Origin of the sequence: Thalassobacterium sedimentorum (assembly GCF_031127905.1) — a bacterium.
Taxonomy (GTDB): domain Bacteria; phylum Verrucomicrobiota; class Verrucomicrobiia; order Opitutales; family Coraliomargaritaceae; genus Thalassobacterium; species Thalassobacterium sedimentorum.
Genome location: NZ_JARXIC010000035.1, coordinates 1 through 25922, shown reverse-complemented (window position 1 = coordinate 25922; position 25922 = coordinate 1). Strand labels below are relative to the sequence as shown.

Genomic DNA, 25922 nt, shown 5'->3' with positions numbered 1-25922 from the left:
TTAATTTCCTTTGAAAGTGAAAACAAAAGCCTCCAACTCCGCAAGCTCGTCGATATAACCTCCGGAAAGGATTGGATATCGGCACCAACTGCGCGGATCGAGATTCTCGTCGTCGACATGAAAACTCGGAGCGTACCGCTCCCGTTTCCATTGATTACGACTCCACAAGCTAAAGTAGCGCTTCAACCACGCGAATGTCTGCTCCGCACTTGCCCCCTCGACTTCATCCTGCAAGCAATCAAAGATGGCGCGGGGGCTCTTTTTTTGCACCACAGCCAACTTTTGAATACGATTCAGAATGGGATAAGGCATCAAGTCTTCCTCATCCGTTTGGTCGGCACTGAGTGGGCGCAGCTCCGCTGTCGGGTTGAGACCGTTGACAATCTGCAAACTCGGCAAGTGCTCCCGCTCCGCCCAAACCAACCATTGACGCAGGAATGTTTTATCAATCCCAGCGACCGGCGACAGACTCCCCGCCGTATCCCCGTCCATGGTACAATACCCCACCGCTGCTTCACTGCGGTTGCTGGTCGAGAGCAAGAGGTAGTTACTGGCATTGGCCATCGCCCAAATTCCCGGCGCTCGGCAGCGGGCCTGAATATTCTGTCGGCTAATATCATCGGTCTCCCAGTTGAGCGGACGCCCGAGGTAACCACTGAGAATCGTCTCGTACTCATCGACCAGGGCTTGCACGTTGATCGAGACGAATTGCGCGCCCGTCTCCTCCGCTAAGACACGAGCCGCGTCTTCCGTCGTGTCCGAGCTATTGATCGTGCCCTGATACGCACAGACACAGATGCGCCGCATCAAGGCCTCAGTCGTCGTATCCGCATCTCCTAAGAGTTGCCGCACATAAGGGTGTTGAGGGTTCTCCTGCAGCACTGTCTTCGCCATCAGATAAACCAAAGCCAGGCAGGCGGCCGAATCAGCACCGCCACTGAGCGAAATCGCAAATCCATTTGTGCGCGCCTTACGCATATAGTCGAATAGCCCCAGCGTGACGGCACGGTAAAACTCCTCGTTTTGTGTGTAAGCTGTGCGCATCGGCACGGCTTTCGTAAAGGCGGCCTCCGTCCATACCTGCCACTCGCTCACACTGAGACGCTCGACTGCATCAAATGTAGGACGATAGCTAGCCTGACGGTTTCGGTTCACTCGATTCGCTTCCACATCGACCACTGCATCAATCAGTAAGTAGTCTTGGAACTGAAAAGGCTCCGTGCGTGCAACAATCGCACCTTGTGTCGCGATCAGGCAATCACCGTCGTAAATCGCACGCCCAGCTTCGTTGCCGATCAGATTAGCATAGACATAGACACAATGGAAGGCGCGTGAGCCCTCCTGAACAAAACGCTCGCGAATCCGACTCTTTCCAAACGAAAAATGACTCGCCGATGGATTCAAAATAACATCCACCGCCCGCTGAGCCAACTCCACACCTGGGCGGCCAGCCACCCAAGCATCTTCACAAATCTCGAAGCCTACCCGAAGCCCATCGATTTCGAAGACGAGATCTCCAATCAAGCAACGGCCTCCATCAAAATCATAGTGTTCTACGTGTCCGCTCGGCCATGCCTTAAAAAAACGTGGCTCATAGTGAATACCATCACCCGCTAGATTTTGTTTCACCGCAAAGCCAAGCAACTCTGCATTCACCACCACCGCGATCGCGTTGTAAGTTGCCCCATGACTACGAATGGGCAGCCCCACCGTGACCGCGATCTCACGCGTGGCTGGAATGATTTTTTCCAACAGAATACGCATAGCCCACTCGGAGACATAGGGTGCATGAAACTCATCCTCACAGCCATAACCCGTAGTCACCAGTTCGGGCAAACAGAGCAAACCCAAACCTCGCCGCTTCGCTTCGTCGATCACCGCAAGAATCATGTCGGTATTCCCGCTCCAATCCTTTGGCGTTGTATTGAGCGCAGCGGCTCCGATGTGTATGTGCTTTCTCATGCTAATTTTACGGCTGCTGCTTGAATCGCCTCAAGACTACGTTGCACAGCCAGCGGATCGCCACTCGCCTTGATTGGATTGTCGCTGATCTTCGCCACCTTCACTCCGTCCACCTCATACAACTTGATCACGATGTTCAGCGCACAACTATCGCCAAAGTCATTAGTGAAATGAGTCCCGATACCGAACCAAGCCTTCGTCCGTCCAGCAACATGGCGATTGATCTCGACTGCTTTGTCCACATTCAGGCTATCACTAAAAACAATTCCCTTTTCAGCCGGATCGATACCTTCATCGGCATAGAATTGAAGCACCTTATCAGCAAATCCCAAGGGACATTCACTATCGTGCCGCAAGGCATCGTAAGTCTGCGCAAGGCGGCCGCGAATGTTTTGCAGGAAGAACTCAGTTGTATACGTATCTGTCAGGGCAGTATCCAACTGCCCCTGATAGACCTCAAGCCAAGCATCTAAGGCGACTTGATTCGCGGTCTCTACCCGCCCTAAGCCTGCGTGCCCCATAATCCACTCGTGCGCCATCGTCCCAATCGGACGCAATCCATACTTCATCGCAAAATGCAAATTACTAGTGCCGCCAAAAGTCCCGCCCACGTCATTAAAAGCAGCTACGACCGCATCCTGATACGCATAACTACGACGACGGCGTGTGCCAAAGTCGAAAAAGTTACAACCCTCTGCACTTAAACGCCTCCCCTTTTCAGCCGTCTTCTTAGCATACCCACTTAAATCACTTGTCCAATTCGTATCCACCACCTCAAAATAAACCTCACTGATGATGGCCATCAAGGGGACTTCCCAGAGGATCGTATTCACCCATGTTCCTTCAATCCATAAATGCAAATGCCCGTCTTCGAACTCAACTTTCACGTCTTCCGCGCTAAGCGTAAAGCCACGCAAGAATTCAATAAAATCAAAGCGAATAAAAGGTAACTCTGCTAAAAATTGCAATTCTCCCTCCGTCAAGCAGCAGTCCGCCAATCGCATGATGCGCTCACGTATTATATGAACCGCCTCTTCAGTAAAGACATCCTCCCGGCGACGATTAATAAATTGATAACGCACGCGTGCCTTAGGATATTTTAACCAAACAGCCTGCATCATCGTAAACTTGTAAAGATCGTTGTCCAATAGAGTGTTCATTAACAAACACAAAAGTGTATTTTTTACACTTATCAAGCTTAAATTAAAACTATACGTCTTTACGAGAACTTGTATCGCAACCCACAAACTATCCGCATTTATATTAATTCAGTTGCTAAACCGTCCAAATTTACATTAATTTGGTTGCTAAACCGTCCAAATTTACATTTATTAAGAAATCATGATCCCCAGACAACTGGCTGCTACACTCGGAAACACCATAAAGCCCGGACGTGTCTGGATGCTTTTTGGCGCACGCAGAGTAGGCAAAACGCAACTCATCCAGAACTACCTAACGACGGTTCAAGAGGAAGCTTGGTATCAAGGGCACGGCGAAGATCGCGATTTAGCCGAATTACTTGAATCGCGATCCGCCTCCCGCTATCGACAAATGTTTAGCGCCTACGATGGATTTTTTCTCGATGAGGCACAATCCGTTCAAAACGCAGGAGCCGCACTCAAGCTACTGGTCGACCTATTCCCAAAGTTAAAAGTCATCGTCACCGGCTCATCCGCCTTTCGCCTCGACCAAATGCTCGGGCAACCCCTGACAGGGCGACGCGCCGTACATTACCTACACCCCGTCACCGTAAGCGAAATAGCAGCGTGGAAGGACCCCCTCGCGCCCAAAGCGCAACTTCCCGACCTTTTAAACTATGGAAGCTACCCGGAAGTTCTCCAAATCGGCGATCCAAGAGAACGCCAAGCTTACCTGCGGCAACTCGTCGAAGATTATCTGTTTCAAGACATACTCGTATTCGAGCAACTACGTAACGCTCAAAAGCTGCGCGACCTAGCCACCATGGTGGCCCATCAAATCGGCAGCGAACTGTCTCTCAACGAATTGGCGAACTCCCTACAGCTCAACCGATCAACCATAGAGCGCTATCTGGATCTACTTGAGAAAAGCTTCGTCATCTTCCGAGTCGGCGGTTTTTCACGAAATCTGCGCAAAGAAGTCAGCAAGACCCAGCGCTACTACTTCGTAGATAACGGCATTCGCAATGCAGTGATCAACCAATTCCAGCCGATCAACCAGCGAGCCGACCGCGGCGCCCTTTGGGAAAATTTCTTCATCAACGAACGTCGCCGATTCAACGCCTACCATAACACAGGCACACAGAGCTATTTTTGGCGAACTTACGACCAGCAAGAAATCGATCTCATCGAAGTTAGCCCCGACGGCCAACTGGCCGCGTTCGAATGCAAGTGGCAAAACAAGAAGCACAAAGTGCCCGGCGCATGGCCCAAAGCCTACCCTGAAACACCGGTGCAATTCGCGCACCCAGAGAATTTTACGCAATTTCTGCTTTAACCCACATGCTTCGCATCACTCCCCTAATGATCTGGGCTACATACGACTGCCCAATATATGCGCCTTCATCGACAAGGAATAAAAAGCATTTGCTCAGACAATTTGAAAACTTTCCTGCCTAACGCACGATTTACTTCACATGGCTCAATCCATGCATCAAAAATGCCCAACCTACTGGCTCCTGACGACTTTGTTCCTCAGCCTCGCATGTTCCGCATCCTCCGCATGGGCGGTGTATAAACCGACGGGCGTCTTTTCCAGCTCGGGCGCGTCCCAATCAAACATCTATCAGAACCCTGAATTACGCGGCGTTTTAATTCGAACCGGCTGGTCGAAGCTCGAGCCTCGCCCAGGCGAATTTGATTTCAGCCACTTGGACGCCCAAGTGGCCAACGCTCAAAAAAATGGCGTACACTGGTCCCTCGCGGTCGCGGGCGGCGCTACCGCCAGCCCGGCCTGGCTGATCGATACGCTGCAGGCCGACTTCGTCCAAATCAGCTTTCGCGGGAAATCGGGCTATCGCCTCCCCTTGTATTGGGACCCGATCGTGCAAGCACGGCTGGCGCTGCTGGCACAGGAACTAGCCGAGCGCTATCAGGACGACTCGCAACTCGCGCTGGTCTATGTCACTCAAATGACGAGTAACGGCATCGAAGGACATCTCAATGGTGTCGACATGAACACAATGCGAGAGGCTGGCTACACAGATGATAAGTGGGTGAACGCCAGCAAACAAGCGGCGCACGATTTCGCCGATGCCTTTAAGAACAAAGCCATCGCAATCGAACTCCATGAGTTGAATGGCAGCGCGGCCGTGCCGACGCGCATCATGAATGAGTTGTGGGCCGATCCCTCTTTAGAAAAACGCGTCGGCGTCGGCCTATGGTGGCTCTCCGGTAAGACCCACTACCAGGCGGGACTGATTGACGCATTGACCGCCTACCCGGGCGACATTTATGCACAGGTCATTGGACGCTCGGACCAAAGCCACCGCTTCGAAGCCGGCCACTACAGCCGCGTCTTCGAGCAAGCCAAGCAGATCGGCATCCGCTACATTGAACCCTGGGAATATGAATTTCGCAGCTCCGGCAGATCCGCACAGGGCAAATGGAACAGCGCCATGGCCGACTTCAACCAATGGGCCGAGATCCATTTCCCGGTAATAGTCAATGCACGCGAGGTCGACGCAAGGCAACTCCCGCCAGCAAGGCGCTCAGATAAATCAATCCAGTTGCAGGCTCAGGAACCGCAGTAGGCAGCAAACTACTGTGTGCTACCAAATCGCCTTGATCGAGTTGCATTCCATAGATCTGAGCATGCTGCACCGGATTCATCGTAATCCAAAAATCCGTAATATCCTCACTGACAGTGCTCAGGTCCCACTGAAATCCGTAGGTGTAAACACTTGCATCTATATAAGGCCCATAGCCTGGTGATGAGATATCCCCAAATATCGATTGAAAATCGGCATCTAAAGATTCAACCGTGCCTGATTCCCCCGAATAGCTCAGAGTAGGCATTTGACCTTGGAAAAAATCGAAGGAGAACACTTCTCCCATCTGGAGTTGAAATATAACTGTATTCAGATCGTCAACAGGGCTAGCGTCATATACACGCACGACACCACCATCGACATCTCCTAAAGCAGTGCCTCCAAAATAAAGCGAACTACTAGCAGGATAACCAGTGCCACCAGATCCAGCACTGACTTGTTCAAGAATCGCCGTGGAAGATCCGCTATTAGGCGCAATTGCCGTCGGCCATGTGCCACCGGGAAATCCAGGAAAACCAGGATGGTCGTGACTGCTCATGCCATCCCAAAGAGCGACGGCACTATTAGTGCCTAAGTCGAAATCGACAAACGGTTCGCCCGGAATGGGACTGTCCATTTCATCAAACCCGGAGACCGTAGTCACCTTAACAGTCATCGAATGAGCGGTGCCGCACAAACTCAACCCAGCGAGCCACACAATACACCACGAATTATTTACTTGTTTCATTAATGAGCTTTGCAAGGTGTTTAGGAATGACGACTGTGGCGGCGGCTTAGAGAAAACACACCAACAAGTAGCCCTACATACATCGCCGAGTTAGGCTCTGGAATTAAGGATAGTGAAGGCGTTAAGCTAGGCTCTTCCAATGAACCGATATCGAAGCTAATCTTCATTTCATCCGGGCTCGAGAGTATGAATCCGAAACCATAATTTTCCAGATCACCGTCAATCCAATCGTTAACGAGGCTAGTCAGATCAATGGTGCCACTATCGTGGTGATCCAACCCGTCAATTGATACCGTGCCCAAGGAACTGACACCAGTTCCGAACTGGCTATCATACCACGCGGTGGCTTCGACTGGATAGCCAGCGTGCTCGGTGTAAAATTCTCCTATCATGAAATCACCATCAGTGTAAGTGGGGACACCATCCTGGTCCACGTAATCGCGAAAATCACCATCATCCATGCCATCCTCATCGAAATAACTGGCAGACAATGCAAAGACTTCCACGCTGGCACCGCTTGCGCCGCTCTTCCCTGGTCCGCTTGACTGATCTATATTCAAAGTCAAAATCGCTTGCTCCACTGTCTCAGTGTGCCCGGTAAGATCAAAATAGGCGTAGCCAAAAGACCAGACGTTGTCGCTCGGATAATTACTGCCGAATTCTTTAGTATTATAGACTGTGTGAAACTCGGCAACACCAGGAACTGAGGTAACGAAATAGCGCCCACCTGAAACTGTCGACGCAGGAATGATTGAGCTAGTGAATGCACTGGCATCCGCGGCAGAAAGTGCGATCGCAGTCGCGAATAATAGTCTTTTTGTATGTATCATTAGTATAAGTATTTTAGGTAAATTGTAGTATGCTGATCTTCAAAACTCTCTTTGAGAGCTATGGGGCAGACGCGGGTATATAAGTAGGTTTTTCAGGAGTATCGGCACCTCTCTTCGCGGGTTCATCAATCAGGCGTGGCACCGCCTAGATAGTGCCATGCGCTGAGACGCCCTCAATAGGCCCACACTCGCTTGCGCCGTCTTGCAGCAACAAATGCGATCACGGCAACCCCAAGAATGGCTGACGCACTCGCAGGTTCCGGCACAGGCAAAACTGAGGATGTATACGCTTGAGTACTTTGATCTAATTGCAGCGCATAAAGCTGCGCATGCTCAACCCCAGAGAACTCAACATCAAAAGAGACAATATTATCGTAACTGCTCAAGTCCCACTGAAAGCCATAGAGGTTAATGAAGACATCTTCATCACCAGAAGGCATCTCAACCGTGCCATTGTAAGCATTCACCATTAAAGATGCCCAATCTGCCGTCAGAGTCTGCGTCGAACTGTCTTGAAGTGTCAAAGTCAGCTGAGGAAAATAAGATGCAGTCGTCAATGCACCGACCTCCAACCCCGTGGTTTGATTATCAACAAAATCATAAGTCCATGCTCCACCAAATTGCACCTGAAAGGTTACGGTCTGCAAAGAAGTCAAAGGATTTGCTTCCTGCACCGCCAGACTTCCCCCATACGCGTTCGGATCAGTCCCAAAACTACCATAATACATGGAATCGCCCGAAGGAAATGGCCCACCGCCGAGCCCGTTGGCCGTTTTAACCAACTCAGCCGGCGTCGCCACGGAAGAATTTAACTGTGACTCGATCGATGAGGGCCATGCACCCGTCGATCCAAAGAATGTCGGGTATCCTGTAATACCTGGAAATGTGTATTCCTGACCATGCACCGTCTTGGTTTTAGTAGCCGAACTGAGATTGTACCAACCATCGGATTTAGTCATTCCTCCTAGCTCAATTTGCTGTGGAAGCGCGTCAGCGATACCTGTATATTGTGCATGCAGCTGCCCCAAAGAGCCTAACATGCCAACCGTTATAATAAGAAGTGAATTTGCTTTGTTTTTTGTAACTTTCATTAATTTAAACTTGAGATTAAGTCGCAAATAGCCACTAAATGAGATTGAGTGTCAATATCAAATGAACGAAGTTATGAAGCCAACGAGCAAGAAAGAAACAATTAAAATCACGCAAAGCACTTATAATAGGATAGTTAACAACAATGATATCTACGTAACAAAAAAACCAAATAAAGAGATCAGGTCTCATTATCAAAAAGAATCGAAAGCAATTAAGCAGATCTACACACATGCTACAGGCTTCAGCTTAATCGAAATTCTGGCCGCGATCAGTATCGTAGGCATACTTGGCTGCATCATTTTTGGAGCAGTGGGCGAGCTACGCGAGCAGGCACAAATGACACATGAGGTCGCGGCAGGAAAAACACTGATCAACGGCTACCTACTACACGCGAACGACCATCAGGGTAAGTTAATGCCAGGACTTGATCGTACCGGAGGCCAACCGAACAATCCTGTGACCCACAATGGGCGCTCCATTAACTTCGGAGAAGCGCCTCACCGCTATCCATGGCGCTTACTTCCCTATCTCGACGATACACTTGAAGGATCCATTCTTCTAAATGGCAATGACGAACAAATTATCGAACGATTTGGGGCACAAGGTTCGATGTATGATTATGGTGTGAGTCTCATACCAGCAATGGGAATGAACTTCCACTACCTTGGTGGCATCCGCGACTCAAGTGGCCAGATGGAAATCGATTTAGACGAGGCCATTACCAGCCTCTACAATATAGATCGCCCCATACTCGCCTTCGCCTCAGCCGGCGCCAGTGGCATTGATCTAGGCCTTAAAGAAAAACTCAAGGGTTGGCATAAAATAACGTCCCCAGACCAAATGATGTGGAGCAATCTGCCTACGGGCGAAGAATCGCGCCCTCAGGATTACGGCAACATCGACACGCGCTATAATAACAAAGCCGTGTGCGTCTTTATCGATGGCAGTGTGCAAGCCCTGACAATCGAGGAACTCAGAGACACGTCTCTATGGAAAAACAACCCGTAAAATAGAGAACATATGCCCCCCGAATTCCCCTTATGTCAGTATCAACGATCGCTTTTCCTGGTATAAGCCCAGCTCAGCAAACGAAGCGGAGATCCAATGATTAGGCCGCCGACTCAACAGGAGACGACAGAATCGAGGCATATTCATGCTCACAAGTCGTCGCAATATCACCCGCTGCTTTAAGCAAGGCCCGTTCTGGCAAAATTTCCATACGCACGATAGCAGATGGCTTCGGATGCTTGGTGTTCGATGTGATCACCGTCATGCCAGGACATTTCATAAACTTGCCGACATATTCCATAAAACTCACCAAGTCCGCCTCATGAGCAAATGGAAACGCACGCTGCAACTGTAAGGCTCCATCTCGTAATTCGATGACCCAGTTGGCGATAGCAGCGTTTGTGCGTTTCATATTGTCCTCCGTTTTTATTGTTATGTCTATGTATATTCTGCCGCAGGCGTGCGACGGAATAACGTTTAACATCTTCCATGCCAAATTTGATAAAAATTAGAATATTAACGCATTCAATTAGGCAGACACAGAAGTCTCTCTCCCGTCGAATTGCAAAACACCATGACTACATGCGAGCGAGGTTTGCAAAATGCATAACGCATCCGCGGTCCATATTACAACTTGCAAAAGCTGAAGCGAAAGAGGGAATTATTCACGAAGTGATGCATCTTACCCGAATGAAACACACGCTCCTCCTATCTACCATCGCTGCTCTTTCACTCTTAGCCATCGGCTGCTATGCCAGCAAATCAGAGAAAGATGTCCGCCCCGCCAGCGTCAAAGTACCTGAGGGCATGCGAACCGCAGTCGTTGGTGCAGGTTGTTTCTGGTGTGTGGAGGCTTTTTACGAAAGTCTAGAGGGCGTCAACGAAGTTGTTAGCGGCTATGCCGGCGGCAGCGAAGACTCGCCAACTTACTATCAGGTCGCCCGCGGTGAGACCTCCCATGCGGAAGTCGTGCAAGTCATTTATGACCCCGAAGTCATCAGCTACCGCAAGTTGATCGACTTTTTCTGGACCACCCACGATGCCACCCGCAGCGACGGCGTCTGGCCCGACTTCGGCCTGCAGTACCGCAGTATCTTACTTTATCAAAACAATGCAGAACGCGAGGCAATCGCAAGCAGTCGCAAGGCTTACGAATCCAATACAGGCAATAAAATCGCGACCGAGATAAAAGCCCTGGACACCTTTTACCCCGCCGAAGGCTACCACCAAAACTACGCCGAAAACAACCCACACGACAGCTACGTACGCAGCGTGCTGCAACCAAAACTGAAGAAACTAGGTTTGAGTCAAAAATGACACTCATTCAAAGCATACACACTGCTGGGCCCTGAATCTGGCTTCATGTTAGTCATTGCCTGTGCAAGACAGGCGAATGCAAACATTCTGCAAAACTCAGCCACATTCACTGCCGTCACAAACAGCTCTCCACATCGCCCGCACAGCTGGAGCTGGTTCGCATTAATATCGTATTAAGAACATGCCACAGTTTTGCATTTTGGCATCAATTAAGCTTAGTGAAACCCATGCCTAAGGTTAGACTTGAATATCGCCATCAACTGAGTCTCAACGACCTACACTTCATCAGCGCCGCGCTAGCCGGCGACAGTCCGCGCGAAGCCGAGGCGATCGCTTACTTACTGGTCGACCCCGCCACCGTCGACACGATTTTAGACCAGCCCGCCCTCTTGGACTACGTGCTCGCGAGCCCGGACACCCTGCGCATCAGCCCACGCCTTTACTTTTACCTACTCAGCCGGCACAGCTTAAAAAGCTCCGGCTTAGACAGCCCGGAACTCGCCGACTACGTCTCCGGCGTCTTGGAGTTTTTTTTAGAAGCAGGCTTTCATCCACATACCAGTAGCCGAGGCATTTTCTATATTGTCGACTGGCTCAAACAAATCGAAATCAGCCCCGAAGGCAAACGCTATGAGCTCTATGTCATGGCTGGAGAGCACCTTCTATTCCTCACTGGAATTTTCCCTCAAGCTATTGAAGAACGCAGTCAACGGCGCGGCGCACCAGCCCTCTCATTTTACGAATCAGTCGGGGGCGGCTCCTATCGCTCGGCCGCGCAGCACCCATTCAGTCATAAGAGCGACACCACAGCTCTCTATCAAAGCCTGGCTGAAGCCTTTCCTGCAATCCGCAGTGCCCTTAACGATTTATCCGACCGCTTGATCACGCTGGACTGATCGCAGTCAATATCGCAGCAGATTCCCGGCATCGCGCGGATGCCACGGGAGGTCGACGACCAAGGATTGCGCATCCGTGAATCCAATGGGCACAGGTGTACACGTCGTAGTGAAAAATCCTGCTCGGATACTATTTACAGCAATCGACATCACACTTAAAACCTGCCTTTTAAGAACTCACAACAGCTGCTTTGACAGACTCCATGGACAACGAAACATACCCACTTCTGACTGCCGTCGACGCGCGCGTGCTCGGCTGCTTACTTGAAAAAGCGGCCACCACCCCGGACGCCTACCCGCTTACACTGAACAGCTTGCTATTGGCCTGTAACCAAAAGTCGAACCGCCAGCCAGTGGTGGAATATGATGAAGAAACCGTGCTGGAATCGATCGACGACCTGAGAAAGGCCAAACTAGTCTTCCGCGTCGACGTGGCCGGCTCACGCGTCGCTAAATATCGCCATAACATCGACGAGCACCTCGGCCTCGACAAAGCGGGCAAGGCACTGCTCACCGTATTATTGCTGCGCGGCGCCCAGACCCTCGGCGAATTGCGCACCCGCTGCGAACGCATGCATTCCTTTGCCACCACCGACGAGGTCGAGGCGACGCTCAATGAGATCAGCGAAGACGTCGACCGACCGCTCTGGACACAACTCCCCCGCTCCCCGGGCAAAAAGGAACTGCGTTATCAACACCTCCTCTCCGGCGAACCCGCAGCAGCAGAAACGGAAAATGCCGGCGACCAAGCAGTCGTCCACACCCCTAGCCCGCTCAGCAGTCGCGATGCACGCATCCAGGAGTTGGAAACCACAGTAGAAACGCTGCAGAGCGAGCTCAACGAGTTGAAAGCGGCCTTCGAGAATTTTCAGAAACAGTTTCAATAGGAGGAACCGGAGGCTCTGGCATTCCACTATGCCATTTTACCAGGACAAGCCTAATACCAATTCGAAAAAAAGTTTAGTCCTAATCCTAAAATAATGAGTTACGTTAACTCAATGTGAGTATACCGGCGACCAAGTTAATGCTAGAGAATAACTTAGGAATAAAAATAGAGGACATACTTGCCCGCCAAAATGGCGAAGCGCTTAATAAGTTCAATGACTCATCATTGGTGAGCTTATATACGCCGATGCTAAGTCTGCGTATGAATGGATAAGCGTATATGAGTGCCTATAAGCGGTCTCCAGCTATGCTGGAAATGCAGAGCATGAGGGCTTCAGGCCAGCGTAGGCTTTGTCCAGTTATGATGGAATGAATTCTTTTAGCATGTAGCGTTTCCATTCCAGTTTTTCAATCGGTCCAAAATTCACCAAGTAACCGACAGCTTTACGAGTAATTCTCATGTAGTTGAGCAGTTGCCGTTCATGGTCAGAATTCAACGCCTTGACGGCTTTTAGTTCCGTGACGATCTCCCCGGAGACGAGCAAGTCGGGCACATACTTTTTCTTTAAGAGATGGTCTTTGTAGTAGACCCTGAGTTCGTCTTTGGATGAGAAGACGATGTTTCGGAATCCTAATTCCAGTTCCATGCTCTCTTGGTAGATTTCTTCGCTAAGTCCGCCTCCTAGTTCGCGGTGTGCTTCAAATGCTGTTCCTATAAGTGCATAGCCTTCGTCCCCCATATATTCTGTATTGTTAATCATAGTGTAATCCTATGCTCAATTCACACTTTGAGTCAATTTCACCAAGTGCCACCATTACGTAGATTCGGCTTAGCCGAAAACCGCTAATGTTCACTTATATACGCTTATACTGAGTCTGCGTATGAATGGATGAACCTCGGTGACGGAACTTGCAGAACGCGACTCCCCATAAAAAAAATCACGGCGCAGATCTATTTTTCCTCTCAAATCTTAAAAAGCTAACGATGATCCGCCGATGGTAACTGTCGCTTACGCATTCAACTCATCTTTTTAGGTTAATAGATATATCTTTTTAAGCTAGGAACCGGGGCGATGCCGATCGCTTCCCGAAACTCGATTCGACGAGCTCACGACTGGTAAGTTTCGAGGCTACGCAAAGGCCAAGCTTATAGATCATGTATTCCGAGAAGTGGCATCAGTACGTGTATGAGCTGACATTGGCAGGGGCACGACTTCACTTAGTCCCTGAGCCTGTCGAAGTGGTCACGCCCGCGTCGCGATGGGGCAGTAGATCCCTCCTTCTCTTCCTCCTTCGCCCAAGCTCAAGACGCAGGTTGAACTGAGACACTCGCGATAGTGACGGATACATTTGACGTCTCCCCGCACAGAGCATCTTTACTGACTCCATAAGATTTACGTGCAAGTTCTAGTAAATGCATGAATTGAGCCTGCGTTTCCTGGCTTAACTCCCCTTCGCGCTCACTCAAGATGGCTTGGCAAAATGCGACGATGCGGGGTCGTATTTTATTTAGGTTTCCCATTTTCCAAGCCTTTGAAGAATCACACAATCTCGAATCTCGCCTCATTTTCGAGAGATGAGCGATCTGCTTGTTTATACGATTACGGTTACACTGAGTCTCTACATGTTCCTTTCCCCTGAAATCGCGTTGAACTGTACCCTCTTCAAAAAATTGCCAAGCAAACACATCATCCGGCTTATAATTCTTGCTCTCGTCGAAGCTGAAAAAATCGTCTAGTAGCCGAAAAGAAATTAAGGCCTTAAGATACACACACTCCTTAAGCCTGCCGTCATCATGGTAGTTGGGCAAATCCAGAACGGACTCGAATTCGTAAATCACATGATCATACATTTGCTCACGCTCCTCCGGCGTAAGAGGCTCAAAGTCTGAAGCTTTCATATTTTTATTACCCATCTTTTCTAGCTAGGCCTCTTCATCAAACTTCGCAGATCTGCCCCTGTTCGATTTCTTTATTCGAATAGATCAGGATATCATCCTCTTCCATTGAATGAGTCGGAAGCTTACGCGCGGAATCTTCGATGATCTTGAGCATATTAAACAGCGTTTCACTAAAAAAGTCTTCGACTCCAGTTGAGATCTGTTCGTCTTTTTGTGCCAAGGACGCAAGCTGATCCAGATGATGCTTAATCTGAAAAGCATGATGTTTGATCGATTCGACCGCGTGGCGTTTGGGTTCACCGATGCTGAACATAATCCCCGTATCCAATGCTTTGGAGTAAGCGCTCAAATCCGCCACACGAAGTTGATCGTCGCTGCCATTTTCGATTTTCGAAATGCGACTCTGCGAGCAATCCAACTTACGCGCCAGATCGGCTTGCGAAAGCTTGGCTTGGCTACGTGCAATGATGAGTTTCTTCACCAGCTTACGAGAATGGATCCGTTGATTCACAGATTGTGTCAGTGCATCGTTCTTGCCTAAAGATTTGACGAGCAAGTCCTGAACATTGCTAAAGCTTTCTTTGCCTGCTGTAGTCTCTGATTTAGTTTTAGTGGTCATGTATTATATATTTAATGCACTGACACAAGTTATCGCCCCCCCTCAGCACGTGGATGCCGCTAGTCCGAGGGCTCGTCGCTTTGCACCTTCAAGGCTTCCTCGCGGCTTTGTTTATTCTGCTTTTTAAGCTTAAAATGCAAAGCAGTGCCCACTACAAAGACAAGGATGACGCCGAAGGCTAAAAGGACTAAGAAATTAAAGATCGTCTGTAGCATGCTCAGATCTCTTCCAGATAGGCCGCATAGCGCTGAACTCGGAAACTCGCCACGGCGACCTGCTTGTTCTTTTCGCTGGCAATGGGCTGACAACACACCAAGGACAGTGACATCCCGAGCACATTGATTGGAACCCCATGCACAATCATATCCAAAGGCGCTGCTCCCTCAGCACGGGCGATACGACATTTTTGCACATCTGCATACCCGTTCAGGCTATTCATAATCACTCTTAGCCCGCCACAGAAACTGCAATGCTCGGAAGTGCCGCAACCACCCGCCCCCTGGCTAGCATGCACACAGCCAAATACCTCTCCAGGCCGACAGCCATAGACCTCTGCAGGGTCCTGGACGCCCAAGCACTTGAGCGCGACTTCATTGACATAAATAATCTGCCGATTTTGATTCAACAGCAGGATTTCATCCGGCAACTCACCCAAAATTTGCATCAAACGCTCATTCGCATGAATGGCTGCGATTTGAACATGCAGCTCCTCCCAGCTGGCGCGTTCAGCGGGGATTTCTCCAGAATATTCAATAGCTGCCATGACAATCAATAGATTAGTCGAAATTTCCTGCAAGGTCTAGAAAAATATATGCTGCATCTGCCGTTCTGATACGACTTTCCCATTGTCATTGAAGCGAGCTCCTGAAAGGCTGCACAGTTCTATGTATCGAAGAATACTGATTCTACTTTGCGGCTGGGCACTCTTACTGAGTACTCCACTGAGTGCCGCAACCAGCGAGCAATTGATCGCCCAACTGGAGCCGACAGGCAGCATCACGGATCGCGCGAACTTACTGTCTAGCAATACGGAACAACGCCTGCGTGGCATTCTGGATGGACTGCGGGCCAAGACCGGCGCCTCGCTCGTGGTGGTGACGCTGCCCTCTATGCAGGGCGGTCAGATCGATGACTTTACCAACCGCTTATTTGAAAAATGGGGCGTCGGCGAGGCGGGCAAAGACAATGGCGTGATGCTACTGATCGCAGTAAAAGAGCGCAAGATGCGGATCGAAGTCGGTTACGGGCTGGAGGGCGTGATTCCCGACGGACGCGCAGGCCAGATCCGTGATCAATATGTGCTGGCCTACTTTAAGCAAAATCAAATGAAAAAAGGCGTGGAAGCCGGGGCACTCGCCCTAGCCAACATAGTGGCCAAGCACTACGGGGTCGAACTCGCCCAGCAAGCAACGCGTCCGCAAAGCTCTAAGCGCGATCGCGACAATCCACTGGTCTTTATATTTTTCAGTCTATTCGTGGTCTTCGTCATCTATAGTGCGATTCGCAATCAAGGTGGCGGAGGCGGAGGGGGCTACGGCGGTCGACGCTACGGTCGACGGCGCTACTACGGTGGCGGCGGCTATTACGGCGGCAGTTCCTCGCGCGGGGGCTTCGGCGGCGGAGGCGGCTTCAGCAGTGGCGGCTTTGGTGGCGGCATGAGCGGAGGCGGCGGCGCATCCGGCGGCTGGTAAACATTTTTAAATAAGGAGACATCATCATGAAACCGGAAACATTTACTGAATCAATCAAAGCAGCGCTGGCGAGTCAGCTACAGGCAGTGGTCCTCTACGGCTCTTCCGCGGCGGGCGACTACATCCCAGGGCGCTCCGACTACAATTTGCTGCTACTCGCAGACACATGGAGCGTGGCCAATCTGGACGCAATACGTGCCCCCAGTGCCAAATGGCAGCAGGCCGGCAACCCCGCCCCACTCTGCTTCACTCCAGAGCGCTTTCGCGCCTCGGCCGATGTGTTTCCGATGGAAATGCTGGACATTGTGGAATCGCACCGCGTGCTCCATGGCGACGATCCGCTGCGCGGCATCGAGGTCAATCGCGCCCACCTACGCCAGCAGGTCGAATTCGAACTTCGCTCAAAACTGCTCAAGCTAAGGCAGGCATACTTGCAACTTCGCAAACCACAGCAAGAGCTACCACACCTATTAATCGACTCACTCAGCTCCTTTCAAACGGTATGCCGCGGTGCGCTGCGCCTCTTTAGCGACTCAGTGCCCACGGATAAGTTGGCTGCCACGCGCGCACTGAGCACTGCTTTAAACAGCCCCATCGATGCCTTCGAAAGTATTCACACGCTCAAGGCACAAAGCGTGCAAGGCTTAGCAACAAAACAAGATCACCGCGCACTATTGGCTCGCTACTTGGAACAAATCGAAACTCTTCTCGACCGAGTGAATGCTGGCGAATAAACTGCCTCCCGCAAAAAACTCTCTAGTCCTATGATGAAACAACAAAGAAACGGCTGCCTATTTGGCTCTCTCATTGCACTCGGCGTAGTGCTACTGATGGTATTGATCGGGTATTTTTACATCAAAGGCATCTATAACCGCATCGTCACACAGGACGAAGCCGTCGACGCCAATTGGGCGCAAGTAGAGAATGTGCTGCAGCGCCGCTTTGACCTGATCCCGAACTTGGTCAATACCGTCAAGGGCTTTGCCAAGCAGGAGCGCGAGGTGCTGACCGAAGTCACGGCCCTGCGCAGCCAATGGGCCCAAGCGGGCAGCGTCTCCGAAAAAGCTCAAGCGGCGACTGGCCTGGAAGCTGCCTTAGGCAAGCTGATGGTGATTTCCGAGCGCTACCCCGACCTCAAATCGAACCAAAATTTCCTACGCCTACAGGACGAACTCGCTGGCACCGAAAACCGCGTTTCCGTCGAGCGCCGCCGCTACAACGAAAGTGTGCAGGCCTACAACACCACCATCCGCACCTTCCCTGCCGTGCTGATCGCCAATAATATGGGCTTCGAAAAGAAGGAGGCCTACTTCGAAGCTGTCAGCGAAGCCGCGAGCGCACCGGTGGTGGATTTTGAATAAGTTAAACTCCTCATCCCAATCGAAATAACGTGCCTTTCACTTCTCTTAACTTCCTAAAAAACTGGAGCTATCTATGCCTCTTTCTAGGCGCCCTAGCAACCTCCCCCCTGGAAGCAATCAGTCATGATCAACTTAAGCGCGAGCCTCTCACTGGCACTTGGCATTACCGCTGGGGCGATTCTCCTATAATAAATGGCGTGCCAGAATGGACCCAAGACAGTGATAAGCTAGCTTGGATGCCAATCGGATTTCCCAGTGACCCTCCCTTCCGCGAGGGGCAAAATAATGTGTGGTATCGCTACGACCTTCCCGAGACCAAATTACCCGGCCACTCGCTCTTCATCTTAAGTGTCGATCTACTCGTCGAAGTTTATCTAGAAGCAGAGCGCATCTACACTTACGGTAACTTTGCTGAAGATGGCAGTGGCAACTTTCAAGGCTGGCCCTGGCATCTAATTCAGCTGCCACATAATAGTTCAGGCAAATCGCTTTATTTTAGAGTGTACTCAGATTACTCTGACATCGGGCTTTGGGGCGACATTTCCCTCGGCAGTGAATATGCACACCTACAACATATGATCCGCCAAGACTTGCTCCCAATCACGCTCGGACTGGCACTCATTGTCGGCGGCATTGCTATGCTTGGCTCGACCATGTTCTGCTGGCGCATTCCAGTACTCACATTGGGGGTATTCCTTATCAACCTAGGCTGTATACCGATCACTGAGTCACAAATAAAACAATTGATTCTCTTCCACCCCATTCTTTGGCAATTTTTCGCAGCCGGCTGCTATTTCTCCCTTCCCATTACAATGGCTGCCTTCATTCACGCTCTATACGGCAAAGGCCGCTATTACTGCTATCAATTAGTCTGGATGGCGCATCTGATTTTTCTATTACTTGCGATCGGCTTATCCCTCACCGGCAGTACCAACCTATCCAGCTTTTATCTGTATTTTGATACCCTCGCCTTAATCACATTATTCGTCCTATCCATTACTCTAACCGTAGCAGCCATCGACGGCAACACCGACCAACGAATTATTGCGGGGAGCTTCTGGCTCTTTTATATCGTAATGCTATATAATGGGCTCACTGCTCACGGCATTCTACCCTTCGCCCCACGAAGGGAATACCTGGGCCCACTACTTCTCGGCATTTGCTTTCTTATCATATTAATCCGTCGCTACACCAATCTGAATCTTGAGTTCAAGAACCGCAGCCTACAGCTGGAAACAATCAATACTAACTTGGAGCAAATCGTCAAAGAACGCACCACAGCTCTCCAAACATTAAACCGCACTAAGGATCAATTTTTTACGATTATTGCACATGACATGAAATCTCCCGTTGGAGCGCTACTGCACTTGATGCAGGACTACGAATATAAGCGCACAGGTATCCCCGCAAAGGATGTTCCCGAACTACGAGACAATTGCCAAAAAACATACGACTTACTCACTCGATTACTCACCTGGGCCCGGGGCCAACAGGGCCAACTACACCCAAACAAGCAAAAGCTGGACCTGCGATCACTCGTCCAAAAAACTTTGAACGAATTACGACCTCAGGCCGTAGCGAAGCACATCGAGCTTCAATTTTCATTCGAGGGCACTCCACTGCTGAGCGCAGATATCGATATGCTTGCCGCCACCTTGCGAAACCTCGTCAACAACGCAATCAAGTTCACGCCACCAGGCGGCTGGGTAAAGGTCGCCATTCGCACAATTCCGAACGCAAGACACTTCACTATCACCGACAATGGCATAGGCCTGCCGGAAGATGAGATCGACAATCTCTTCCTACCAAAAGAATACGGCTCCATCCGCACGGATACAACAGGAAAGAAAGGCAGTGGCCTGGGCCTGCTGCTTTGCAAAGAGTTCATAGATGCACACAGTGGCACACTCTACGCCGAAATACCCGAAGAAGGCGGCGCACGCTTCGGCTTTATTCTTCCCGAACTCGACACAAACCACTTAGCCGAGTCCTTGGAACCGCGAAGAAAATCAACAGTCTGAATACAATCAGCTCTCGCACAGCTGGTGCACAGCTTTCAACTTGCTCTTCATGCCCATTCGACAACAACTAGTCGCTAGTTTCCACCAGAAATACCGTCAATCGGACTTCTGGATCAACTGCGTCTTATTCGGCCTACTCGGCGCGTCTCTCTGGCCAGTGACCATGTGGATTGCGCAAACAGCGAATGATCAAAGCCGCATCTTAAATGCATTGATCGTCCTCGCTGCGGCGTCAATACTACTTGTACGCTTCGGTAGCGTAACGATTGAACGCCCACTGGAACTAAATCTAGCAGCTCGACGGGCATTACTCACTGCATATTTGCTACTAGGCGCCACCTACCTAACCTCCAGCTTTTTACACACGAGTTGGTTAAATCTACTCATCATTCCTGCATATTGCTGCGCACTCGCCGCAGCGATTCGCTTTATCTTCGGCGAGGGTACACTACGTCTGACTCGAACAGTGGCAGGAACACTTTGCGTATTCCTACTGCTGAGTATATTCATGCAACCTCTCGACTGGCCCCTACGCTCACTAGCAGGTCAATGGAGCGGCTATGCACTCGAACGACTCGGCCAAAGCACGAACCTGGGACTCATCGGCCAAGAGACTGGGCCACCAATGCTCATTCTATTAGTGAACGAACACCCCTTCCACGTCGCTTCAGAATGTAATGGTTTCGGCGTCATTTTAACCAGCTTATTACTCGCCCTGATGCTGGCGATTCACCAACGCCTGAATATGTTCAAGCTCGGTCTGAATGTGCTGACAGCTGCCTTCCTCGGCTTTGCCTTTAACACGCTACGCATAGTGATCATTGTGCTGCTCGCCCCATCGTTGATGGAGCATTATTACCTAATGCACGAAATCATCGGAGGACTTAGCTACTGGGCCTGTCTAATAGTCGTATGGTTCTTATTCAAAGGGCCCACTCGCCCCGAAATAGCCTAAAACCCTAAAACCAGCAGCGTTAATTTACGCTTTCCAGTTCACGAATTTCTGGCAATCTCTTTAAGCTTATGGAACTAATCGATAGCCACTGCCACCTAAAAGGATTTAAGGACAAAGGTGAATTAGAGCCAATGCTGGAACGGGCTGCGGGTGCAGGTGTGCAGCACTTTATCACGGTGGGCACATCGCCTGCGGATTGGGTATCCTACCGCGAAATGCACGCGAACTATCCAGGTAGAATCGACTACAGCGTCGGCCTACACCCCTGCTATGTCGACGAAGATTGGGCAGATGCAGTTAGCCAAATTAGCACTTTTTTTATACCACCACACGCACCTGTCGCCTTCGGCGAAATCGGACTGGACTACTTCCACCTGCCCAAAGACCCGCTACAAGCAGGCGAGACGATCTTACTGCAAGAAGCCGCCTTTCGCCAACAACTGATGCTCGCAAGTGAACTAGATTGCCCGGTGATCATCCACAGCCGCGAAGCTTTTACCGAAAGTGTTCAGTTGATTGACGAGTCGGGCATCGACTGGCAACGCATCGTTTACCACTGCTTTACCTATGGAGCTGAAGAAATCGCTCAGATCAATGCACGCGGCGGACGCGCTTCATTCACTGGCATCACCACCTATAAAAGTGCTACAAATGTCCGCGAAGCACTACGCCAGCAAGGCATTGAACGGCTCATGCTTGAAACAGACTGCCCCTACCTAACTCCCGAACCACATCGCGGTAAACCCAACGAGCCAGCCTACTTAAAAAACATTGCGGAACGTTGCGCCGAATCGCTGGCGATCAGCCTATCAGAACTCGCCACTTGTAGCAGCCAAAACACTAAAGCCTTTTTCCAGCTATGAGCCCACGGCTTGCCCCCAAAACGCCTATATTATTAGCCATACTAACGCTAGTAGGCGCGTTTTTATACATAGCCCACCTACATCAGAAGCTGAAGAACCTGGAAGCCGACAAACAACAGGCCTCGATTCCTTTATTGTCACGCATTGAAACTGAAAGCGCTAACCCAAGCATCCCACTTCTCACCAGTATCAATAGCGAGATCCCCATTCTCACCCCAATCGATACGAGACCAGAGGGTCCCACAACCCCGCGTCGGCCGTTACTACTGCCAATTACACAGCCGATAACTACTAATACATGGGCGGAGCCCAACGATGCATTCCTTGCCGAAGCGCGCCGGCGCGCACTAAAAGATCCGGAAGCAGCGATGGCCTGGCTGCAAAACCAGCACTCCGGCAGCGAACGCCTGCGTGGGATGCTCGAGGTCGTTGCACTCTGGGCAACCCAAGACTCCGAGTCTACATTACTTTGGCTCGAATCCAACGCACAGGGCCTCGCACGCTTAGAAACGCTCAATAATGGCGTCGAACTCTGGGCGCAACGTAATCCAAACGCTGCAGCTGAATGGGTCGACGGCATGGCCAACGATGGCAGTAAAGCAACCGCAGCAAAAGCCCTGGCCACTCAATGGGCACAGGCGGATCCCTCAGCCGCTGCCGCATGGGTCTCGACATTACCCACAGGTCCCATCCGGCAACAGGCCACGCTCGCATTAGCCGAATCATGGATCCAAATCGACGCTCAAGCCGCGAGCGTGTGGGCCCTCAGCGAAGCAGAATTCAACGGTAACTACGACTTACTACAGCAAGCCATCCGCGAATTCAGCCAACAATCTCCAATTGCAGCAGAAGCCTTCGTCCGCGACCTAGCCGGCGCTCCACATGCAGACAAAGCAATCACTTCGCTCATAACCGGTCGCGCTCAGGAAGACCCAGCCGCCACCGCTCTTTGGCTAAGTGAAATGTCGTCGGACGATCCGATTTATTCAACCGAACATGCTAATAAGCTCATGCAAGTATGGGCAGAAAGCGACTCCATCGCAGCCTCAGAATGGCTCAGTCAACAAACACTCGGACCATTACGCGATGCTGCAATCTATGGCTTCAGCGAGACGATCCAAAGCTTCGAACCTGAAGCTGCCGCCACTTGGGCCAATGCAATAAGCGACCCAGATCAACGTGTCTTACGCCTCACTGACAGTATCAATCAATGGGCACGCACACAGCCCCACCAAGCTCTCAAATGGATCAAGACCGCGGAACTCGAACCTGCCGTCCGAACCCATTTAGCCAACTACATCGGCGCAGATTAAAACCGTTAGTCGACCTGCTTAACCAGGCGTCCACGATAAACCAGGTGAGCCAAACCATCCTGATACACATAACTATCAAACCCGTCAGTATGTAACCACGCTTCTCCCGTCTCCTGCACTACAAACTCTTCTTTCATCTGATAATCCGTCACACGCTTGCGATCCGCGGGTAGCCAAACAATGCCAGCGTCATGTAGCACTCCCATAAACTGCTCAATCACTTTGCCTTGAGTGACTTCCGAACGCAGCTCACCATGCTGAATATAAGTACGCGACTTAGCGACCTGCATACCATGATCGGTCTCTGACACAGCGATACCATGTAACTGACCATCCTCCAACCAATAACGCTGCTCTACTGGGAACGTCTCACTATAACCTGTGGCCGTGGAATGTATTGTAAAATCTCCCACCCAACGTCCAGTGTAGCGTTTCAAATAATCTACAACTTCATCGGCTGGCAGCGCCAATGCAGTCATGAATAACAGGAAACAGGTGGTTAAATATCGAGACACAGATTAAGAATAGAAAGATTCTCTCAAAACGAAAAGGACAAAGCACAGAGAAACAATGTATCCACAGCACAGTATAACAAGAAAGCTTGGCGTCGCTGTAAAACCCTCCCTTAATTCTGCCATGATTTATGATCCTCAAAAGCTACTCGTGCTAGCAGGCCCCTGCTCACTCGAAAGCCTCGAAACTTGCCGCCCTGTAGCCGACACGCTGGCGGCGCTCCAACAAAAGCACCCGGAACTCAACATCCTGTTCAAAGGCTCCTTCGACAAAGCCAACCGCACCTCCATCGGCAGCGACCGCGGCACCGGCCTGGAAGCAGGCATGGAAATTTTCCAAACCATTAAAGCTGAATATGGCTTCAAGACAATCACCGACATCCACACACCTGATCAATGCGCCACAGTAGGCGAGGTCGTGGATGCGCTGCAAATCCCTGCCTTTCTCTGCCGTCAAACCGACCTACTGGTCGCGGCGGCCGCCACCGACTGCGCGATCAATGTCAAAAAGGGCCAGTTCCTCTCGCCCTACGAAATGGAGTTCGTCACCAATAAACTGGAAGAAGCCGGCGCGGCAGAAATCTGGCAAACAGACCGCGGCACCACCTTCGGCTACCAAAACCTTGTCGTCGACATGCGCAGCTTCAGCATCATGGCAGGCAACGGCCACCCGACAATTATTGACGCCACCCACAGCGTGCAGATCCCCGGAGGTGCCGGCGGTATCAGCGGCGGACAGCGCGAATATGTCGCCCCCCTCGCTCGCGCCGCCATCGCTGCCGGAGCCAATGGTGTCTTTCTCGAAACACACCCGAACCCCGAAAAAGCCATCTCCGACGCCGCCAGCCAAGTGCCACTCGGCGAATTCCCACAACTCGTCGAAAGCCTACTGCGCGTCTGGCAAGCGGTACGATGAACGTCGAACATGCTATCGTAGCCGGGTTGGCTTCGCCGCCCGCTCGCATCCAAGATCCGCCCCCCATCGGACTGGGCGGCAAAGCCAACCCAGCTACGTACCAATCATCATGCGTATAACAGGCGGCCGCGCACGTGGCATTCCACTCAAAGCCCCCAAAGGCGACAGCACCCGCCCCGCGACCGACCGCATGCGCGAGTCGGTCTTTTCCAGCCTGGGGCCTAGCGTCGAAGGCTGCCGCGTGGCGGACCTCTTTGCCGGCACCGGTAGCTACGGACTGGAAGCACTCAGCCGCGGCGCTGCCAGTGCCAGCTTCTTCGAAACCGACCGCGCGGCCCTCAAATGCCTACAAGAAAACGTACGCGCCGCCCTGCGTAGTTGCCAATTGAATACTGAAGTCGCCAAGGTCGTATCCCGCGACGTCTTCAGCCTCGACGTCAATAGCCCCGCCTACGACTTAATCTTCCTCGACCCTCCCTACCACATCATCGCCGACGAGATCGGCCGCATCTTCACCCAAGCAGTCGAAGCCATCGCCCTCCCCGAGGCCCGCGTGATACTCGAACTGCCCGGCAACTTAGAGCCACAGATCCCGGGTTGGGAACTGCAACGCCGCATCGGCAAGGCCGGCAAAGACAAACCCACCGCCGCGATCTTTAAGCGTATCGGATAATCGAATCCCCGAGGGGGTCCTCGCGGACGCCGGTCATTCGATGGTGAGCACAACTAAGCTTAAACGGTGAGGCGCACGCTTCTAGACGATGGATGCCTGCTGAGAATTAATTCTCTCCTGATCAGATTTCAATTCCATCGAATCAAACCGATGATTGCAGATGCAGCATAGAAGAACTGAAGCAATAGGAATGCCCATCTTTTGTCTATTATCGCCCAAGCGGCAAACAGTAATGCAGAGATCAGCAGTAGTGTAAATCCAAGCAATTCATTTCCTGTATTTGAGGCGATTAGGAGCGCATAGACTATGGCGAGCGACGACCCCGTAACCTCGAATAAAGTGATTAGTTTTTGTTTTCTTGTGTTATCATCCATTGCTCAGGATTTCCATGGTGTCTTGATTGTTTGAATATTAATTGAGAGCAGAGTTATTCGCAGTCGAACATATGTCTACTTCGAATACGCCCGCGAGCACTCAGAGGGCATAAACGATCACGCGACGTTGGCGCAAGTATGCTAATCACTTTGAACTTATTGCCTAATTCTACATTGTTAAACTTTAAGCTTGTACTTTTTCGCCTTCTATGATTGTCTGGTGCTCTCGCTTAAAAATATGAATCTACACGTTCGCGAT

Annotated in this window: 27 protein-coding genes; 15 read left to right on the top strand and 12 right to left on the bottom strand. The window is 50.9% G+C overall.

Annotated elements, in window-relative coordinates; genetic code table 11:
• Both nadE and pncB read right to left on the bottom strand, forming a co-directional pair.
• On the bottom strand, positions 1-1962 hold the full coding sequence (gene nadE, locus QEH59_RS15605) for an NAD(+) synthase (RefSeq protein ID WP_308986314.1): 1962 nt from the start codon (positions 1960-1962) through the stop codon (positions 1-3).
• Complete coding sequence (gene pncB / locus QEH59_RS15600) at positions 1959-3122, bottom strand: nicotinate phosphoribosyltransferase (RefSeq protein ID WP_308986313.1); 1164 nt, start codon at positions 3120-3122, stop codon at positions 1959-1961. The genes nadE and pncB overlap by 4 nt, the downstream gene beginning before the upstream one ends.
• A 181-nt stretch (positions 3123-3303) precedes the next feature.
• Here pncB and QEH59_RS15595 point away from each other — a divergent pair, with 181 nt between their 5' ends.
• Both QEH59_RS15595 and QEH59_RS15590 read left to right on the top strand, forming a co-directional pair.
• On the top strand, positions 3304-4437 hold the full coding sequence (locus tag QEH59_RS15595) for an ATP-binding protein (RefSeq protein WP_308986312.1): 1134 nt from the start codon (positions 3304-3306) through the stop codon (positions 4435-4437).
• 232 nt (positions 4438-4669) lie between these two features.
• Positions 4670-5692, top strand: a complete 1023-nt coding sequence (locus tag QEH59_RS15590) for a beta-galactosidase (RefSeq protein WP_308986311.1) — start codon at positions 4670-4672, stop codon at positions 5690-5692.
• On the opposite strand, the gene QEH59_RS15585 is transcribed toward QEH59_RS15590, so the two are convergent.
• From QEH59_RS15585 to QEH59_RS15575, 3 genes are all read right to left on the bottom strand, one after another.
• On the bottom strand, positions 5604-6437 hold the full coding sequence (locus QEH59_RS15585) for a hypothetical protein (protein WP_308986310.1): 834 nt from the start codon (positions 6435-6437) through the stop codon (positions 5604-5606). The two genes, QEH59_RS15590 and QEH59_RS15585, sit on opposite strands and share 89 nt — an antisense overlap.
• A gap of 20 nt (positions 6438-6457) precedes the next feature.
• On the bottom strand, positions 6458-7267 hold the full coding sequence (locus QEH59_RS15580; RefSeq protein WP_308986309.1) for a hypothetical protein: 810 nt from the start codon (positions 7265-7267) through the stop codon (positions 6458-6460).
• A gap of 173 nt (positions 7268-7440) precedes the next feature.
• The gene (locus tag QEH59_RS15575; RefSeq protein WP_308986308.1) at positions 7441-8358 is read right to left on the bottom strand and encodes a PEP-CTERM sorting domain-containing protein; all 918 of its coding nucleotides are present in this window, start codon (positions 8356-8358) and stop codon (positions 7441-7443) included.
• A 73-nt stretch (positions 8359-8431) separates the two neighbouring features.
• On the opposite strand from QEH59_RS15575, the gene QEH59_RS15570 reads away from it, so the two are divergent.
• A complete protein-coding gene (locus QEH59_RS15570) occupies positions 8432-9367 on the top strand; it encodes a type II secretion system protein (protein WP_308986307.1) in 936 nt (311 codons plus the stop codon).
• 100 nt (positions 9368-9467) lie between these two features.
• On the opposite strand, the gene QEH59_RS15565 is transcribed toward QEH59_RS15570, so the two are convergent.
• On the bottom strand, positions 9468-9779 hold the full coding sequence (locus tag QEH59_RS15565; RefSeq protein ID WP_308986306.1) for a hypothetical protein: 312 nt from the start codon (positions 9777-9779) through the stop codon (positions 9468-9470).
• Positions 9780-10057: 278 nt separating this feature from the next.
• Here QEH59_RS15565 and msrA point away from each other — a divergent pair, with 278 nt between their 5' ends.
• From msrA to QEH59_RS15550, 3 genes are all read left to right on the top strand, one after another.
• On the top strand, positions 10058-10684 hold the full coding sequence (msrA, locus tag QEH59_RS15560) for a peptide-methionine (S)-S-oxide reductase MsrA (protein WP_308986305.1): 627 nt from the start codon (positions 10058-10060) through the stop codon (positions 10682-10684).
• Positions 10685-10911: 227 nt separating this feature from the next.
• Positions 10912-11580 (top strand): hypothetical protein, encoded by a 669-nt coding sequence (locus QEH59_RS15555; RefSeq protein ID WP_308986304.1) that lies wholly within the window; start codon positions 10912-10914, stop codon positions 11578-11580.
• A 203-nt stretch (positions 11581-11783) separates the two neighbouring features.
• On the top strand, positions 11784-12467 hold the full coding sequence (locus tag QEH59_RS15550) for a YceH family protein (protein ID WP_308986303.1): 684 nt from the start codon (positions 11784-11786) through the stop codon (positions 12465-12467).
• A gap of 357 nt (positions 12468-12824) precedes the next feature.
• On the opposite strand, the gene QEH59_RS15545 is transcribed toward QEH59_RS15550, so the two are convergent.
• The 5 genes from QEH59_RS15545 to QEH59_RS15525 all read right to left on the bottom strand — a co-directional run bounded on the left by QEH59_RS15545 (position 12825) and on the right by QEH59_RS15525 (position 15747).
• Positions 12825-13226: a GxxExxY protein gene (locus tag QEH59_RS15545; protein ID WP_308986302.1), complete on the bottom strand. Its 402-nt coding sequence runs from the start codon at positions 13224-13226 to the stop codon at positions 12825-12827.
• 542 nt (positions 13227-13768) lie between these two features.
• The gene (locus tag QEH59_RS15540) at positions 13769-14365 is read right to left on the bottom strand and encodes a hypothetical protein (RefSeq protein ID WP_308986301.1); all 597 of its coding nucleotides are present in this window, start codon (positions 14363-14365) and stop codon (positions 13769-13771) included.
• 37 nt (positions 14366-14402) lie between these two features.
• A complete protein-coding gene (locus tag QEH59_RS15535) occupies positions 14403-14984 on the bottom strand; it encodes a helix-turn-helix domain-containing protein (RefSeq protein ID WP_308986300.1) in 582 nt (193 codons plus the stop codon).
• Between the two features lie 59 nt (positions 14985-15043).
• Entirely contained in the window at positions 15044-15199 is a 156-nt protein-coding gene (locus QEH59_RS15530) for a hypothetical protein (protein ID WP_308986299.1), read from the bottom strand.
• A 2-nt stretch (positions 15200-15201) separates the two neighbouring features.
• On the bottom strand, positions 15202-15747 hold the full coding sequence (locus QEH59_RS15525; protein WP_308986298.1) for a hypothetical protein: 546 nt from the start codon (positions 15745-15747) through the stop codon (positions 15202-15204).
• A 121-nt stretch (positions 15748-15868) separates the two neighbouring features.
• Between QEH59_RS15525 and QEH59_RS15520 the strand changes: the two genes are divergently transcribed.
• From QEH59_RS15520 to QEH59_RS15490, 7 genes are all read left to right on the top strand, one after another.
• Entirely contained in the window at positions 15869-16675 is an 807-nt protein-coding gene (locus QEH59_RS15520; protein ID WP_308986297.1) for a TPM domain-containing protein, read from the top strand.
• A 26-nt stretch (positions 16676-16701) separates the two neighbouring features.
• Positions 16702-17409 (top strand): hypothetical protein, encoded by a 708-nt coding sequence (locus tag QEH59_RS15515; protein ID WP_308986296.1) that lies wholly within the window; start codon positions 16702-16704, stop codon positions 17407-17409.
• Positions 17410-17439: 30 nt separating this feature from the next.
• Positions 17440-18036, top strand: a complete 597-nt coding sequence (locus QEH59_RS15510) for a LemA family protein (RefSeq protein ID WP_308986295.1) — start codon at positions 17440-17442, stop codon at positions 18034-18036.
• 29 nt (positions 18037-18065) lie between these two features.
• Positions 18066-20057 carry a sensor histidine kinase gene (locus QEH59_RS15505; protein WP_308986294.1) on the top strand — a complete coding sequence of 664 codons (1992 nt, stop codon included), beginning with the start codon at positions 18066-18068 and terminating at the stop codon, positions 20055-20057.
• A gap of 49 nt (positions 20058-20106) precedes the next feature.
• Positions 20107-21012, top strand: coding sequence for an archaeosortase/exosortase family protein (locus QEH59_RS15500; protein ID WP_308986293.1), 906 nt, complete (start codon positions 20107-20109; stop codon positions 21010-21012).
• 68 nt (positions 21013-21080) lie between these two features.
• Positions 21081-21875, top strand: a complete 795-nt coding sequence (locus QEH59_RS15495) for a TatD family hydrolase (RefSeq protein ID WP_308986292.1) — start codon at positions 21081-21083, stop codon at positions 21873-21875.
• On the top strand, positions 21872-23188 hold the full coding sequence (locus QEH59_RS15490; RefSeq protein ID WP_308986291.1) for a hypothetical protein: 1317 nt from the start codon (positions 21872-21874) through the stop codon (positions 23186-23188). The genes QEH59_RS15495 and QEH59_RS15490 overlap by 4 nt, the downstream gene beginning before the upstream one ends.
• Before the next feature lie 5 nt (positions 23189-23193).
• Here the strand turns inward: QEH59_RS15490 and QEH59_RS15485 are convergent, their stop codons facing one another.
• The gene (locus QEH59_RS15485) at positions 23194-23703 is read right to left on the bottom strand and encodes a hypothetical protein (protein WP_308986290.1); all 510 of its coding nucleotides are present in this window, start codon (positions 23701-23703) and stop codon (positions 23194-23196) included.
• Between the two features lie 121 nt (positions 23704-23824).
• On the opposite strand from QEH59_RS15485, the gene kdsA reads away from it, so the two are divergent.
• A complete protein-coding gene (gene kdsA / locus QEH59_RS15480; protein WP_308986289.1) occupies positions 23825-24616 on the top strand; it encodes a 3-deoxy-8-phosphooctulonate synthase in 792 nt (263 codons plus the stop codon).
• Between the two features lie 109 nt (positions 24617-24725).
• A complete protein-coding gene (gene rsmD / locus QEH59_RS15475; protein ID WP_308986288.1) occupies positions 24726-25289 on the top strand; it encodes a 16S rRNA (guanine(966)-N(2))-methyltransferase RsmD in 564 nt (187 codons plus the stop codon).
• Positions 25290-25922 lie beyond the last annotated feature (633 nt).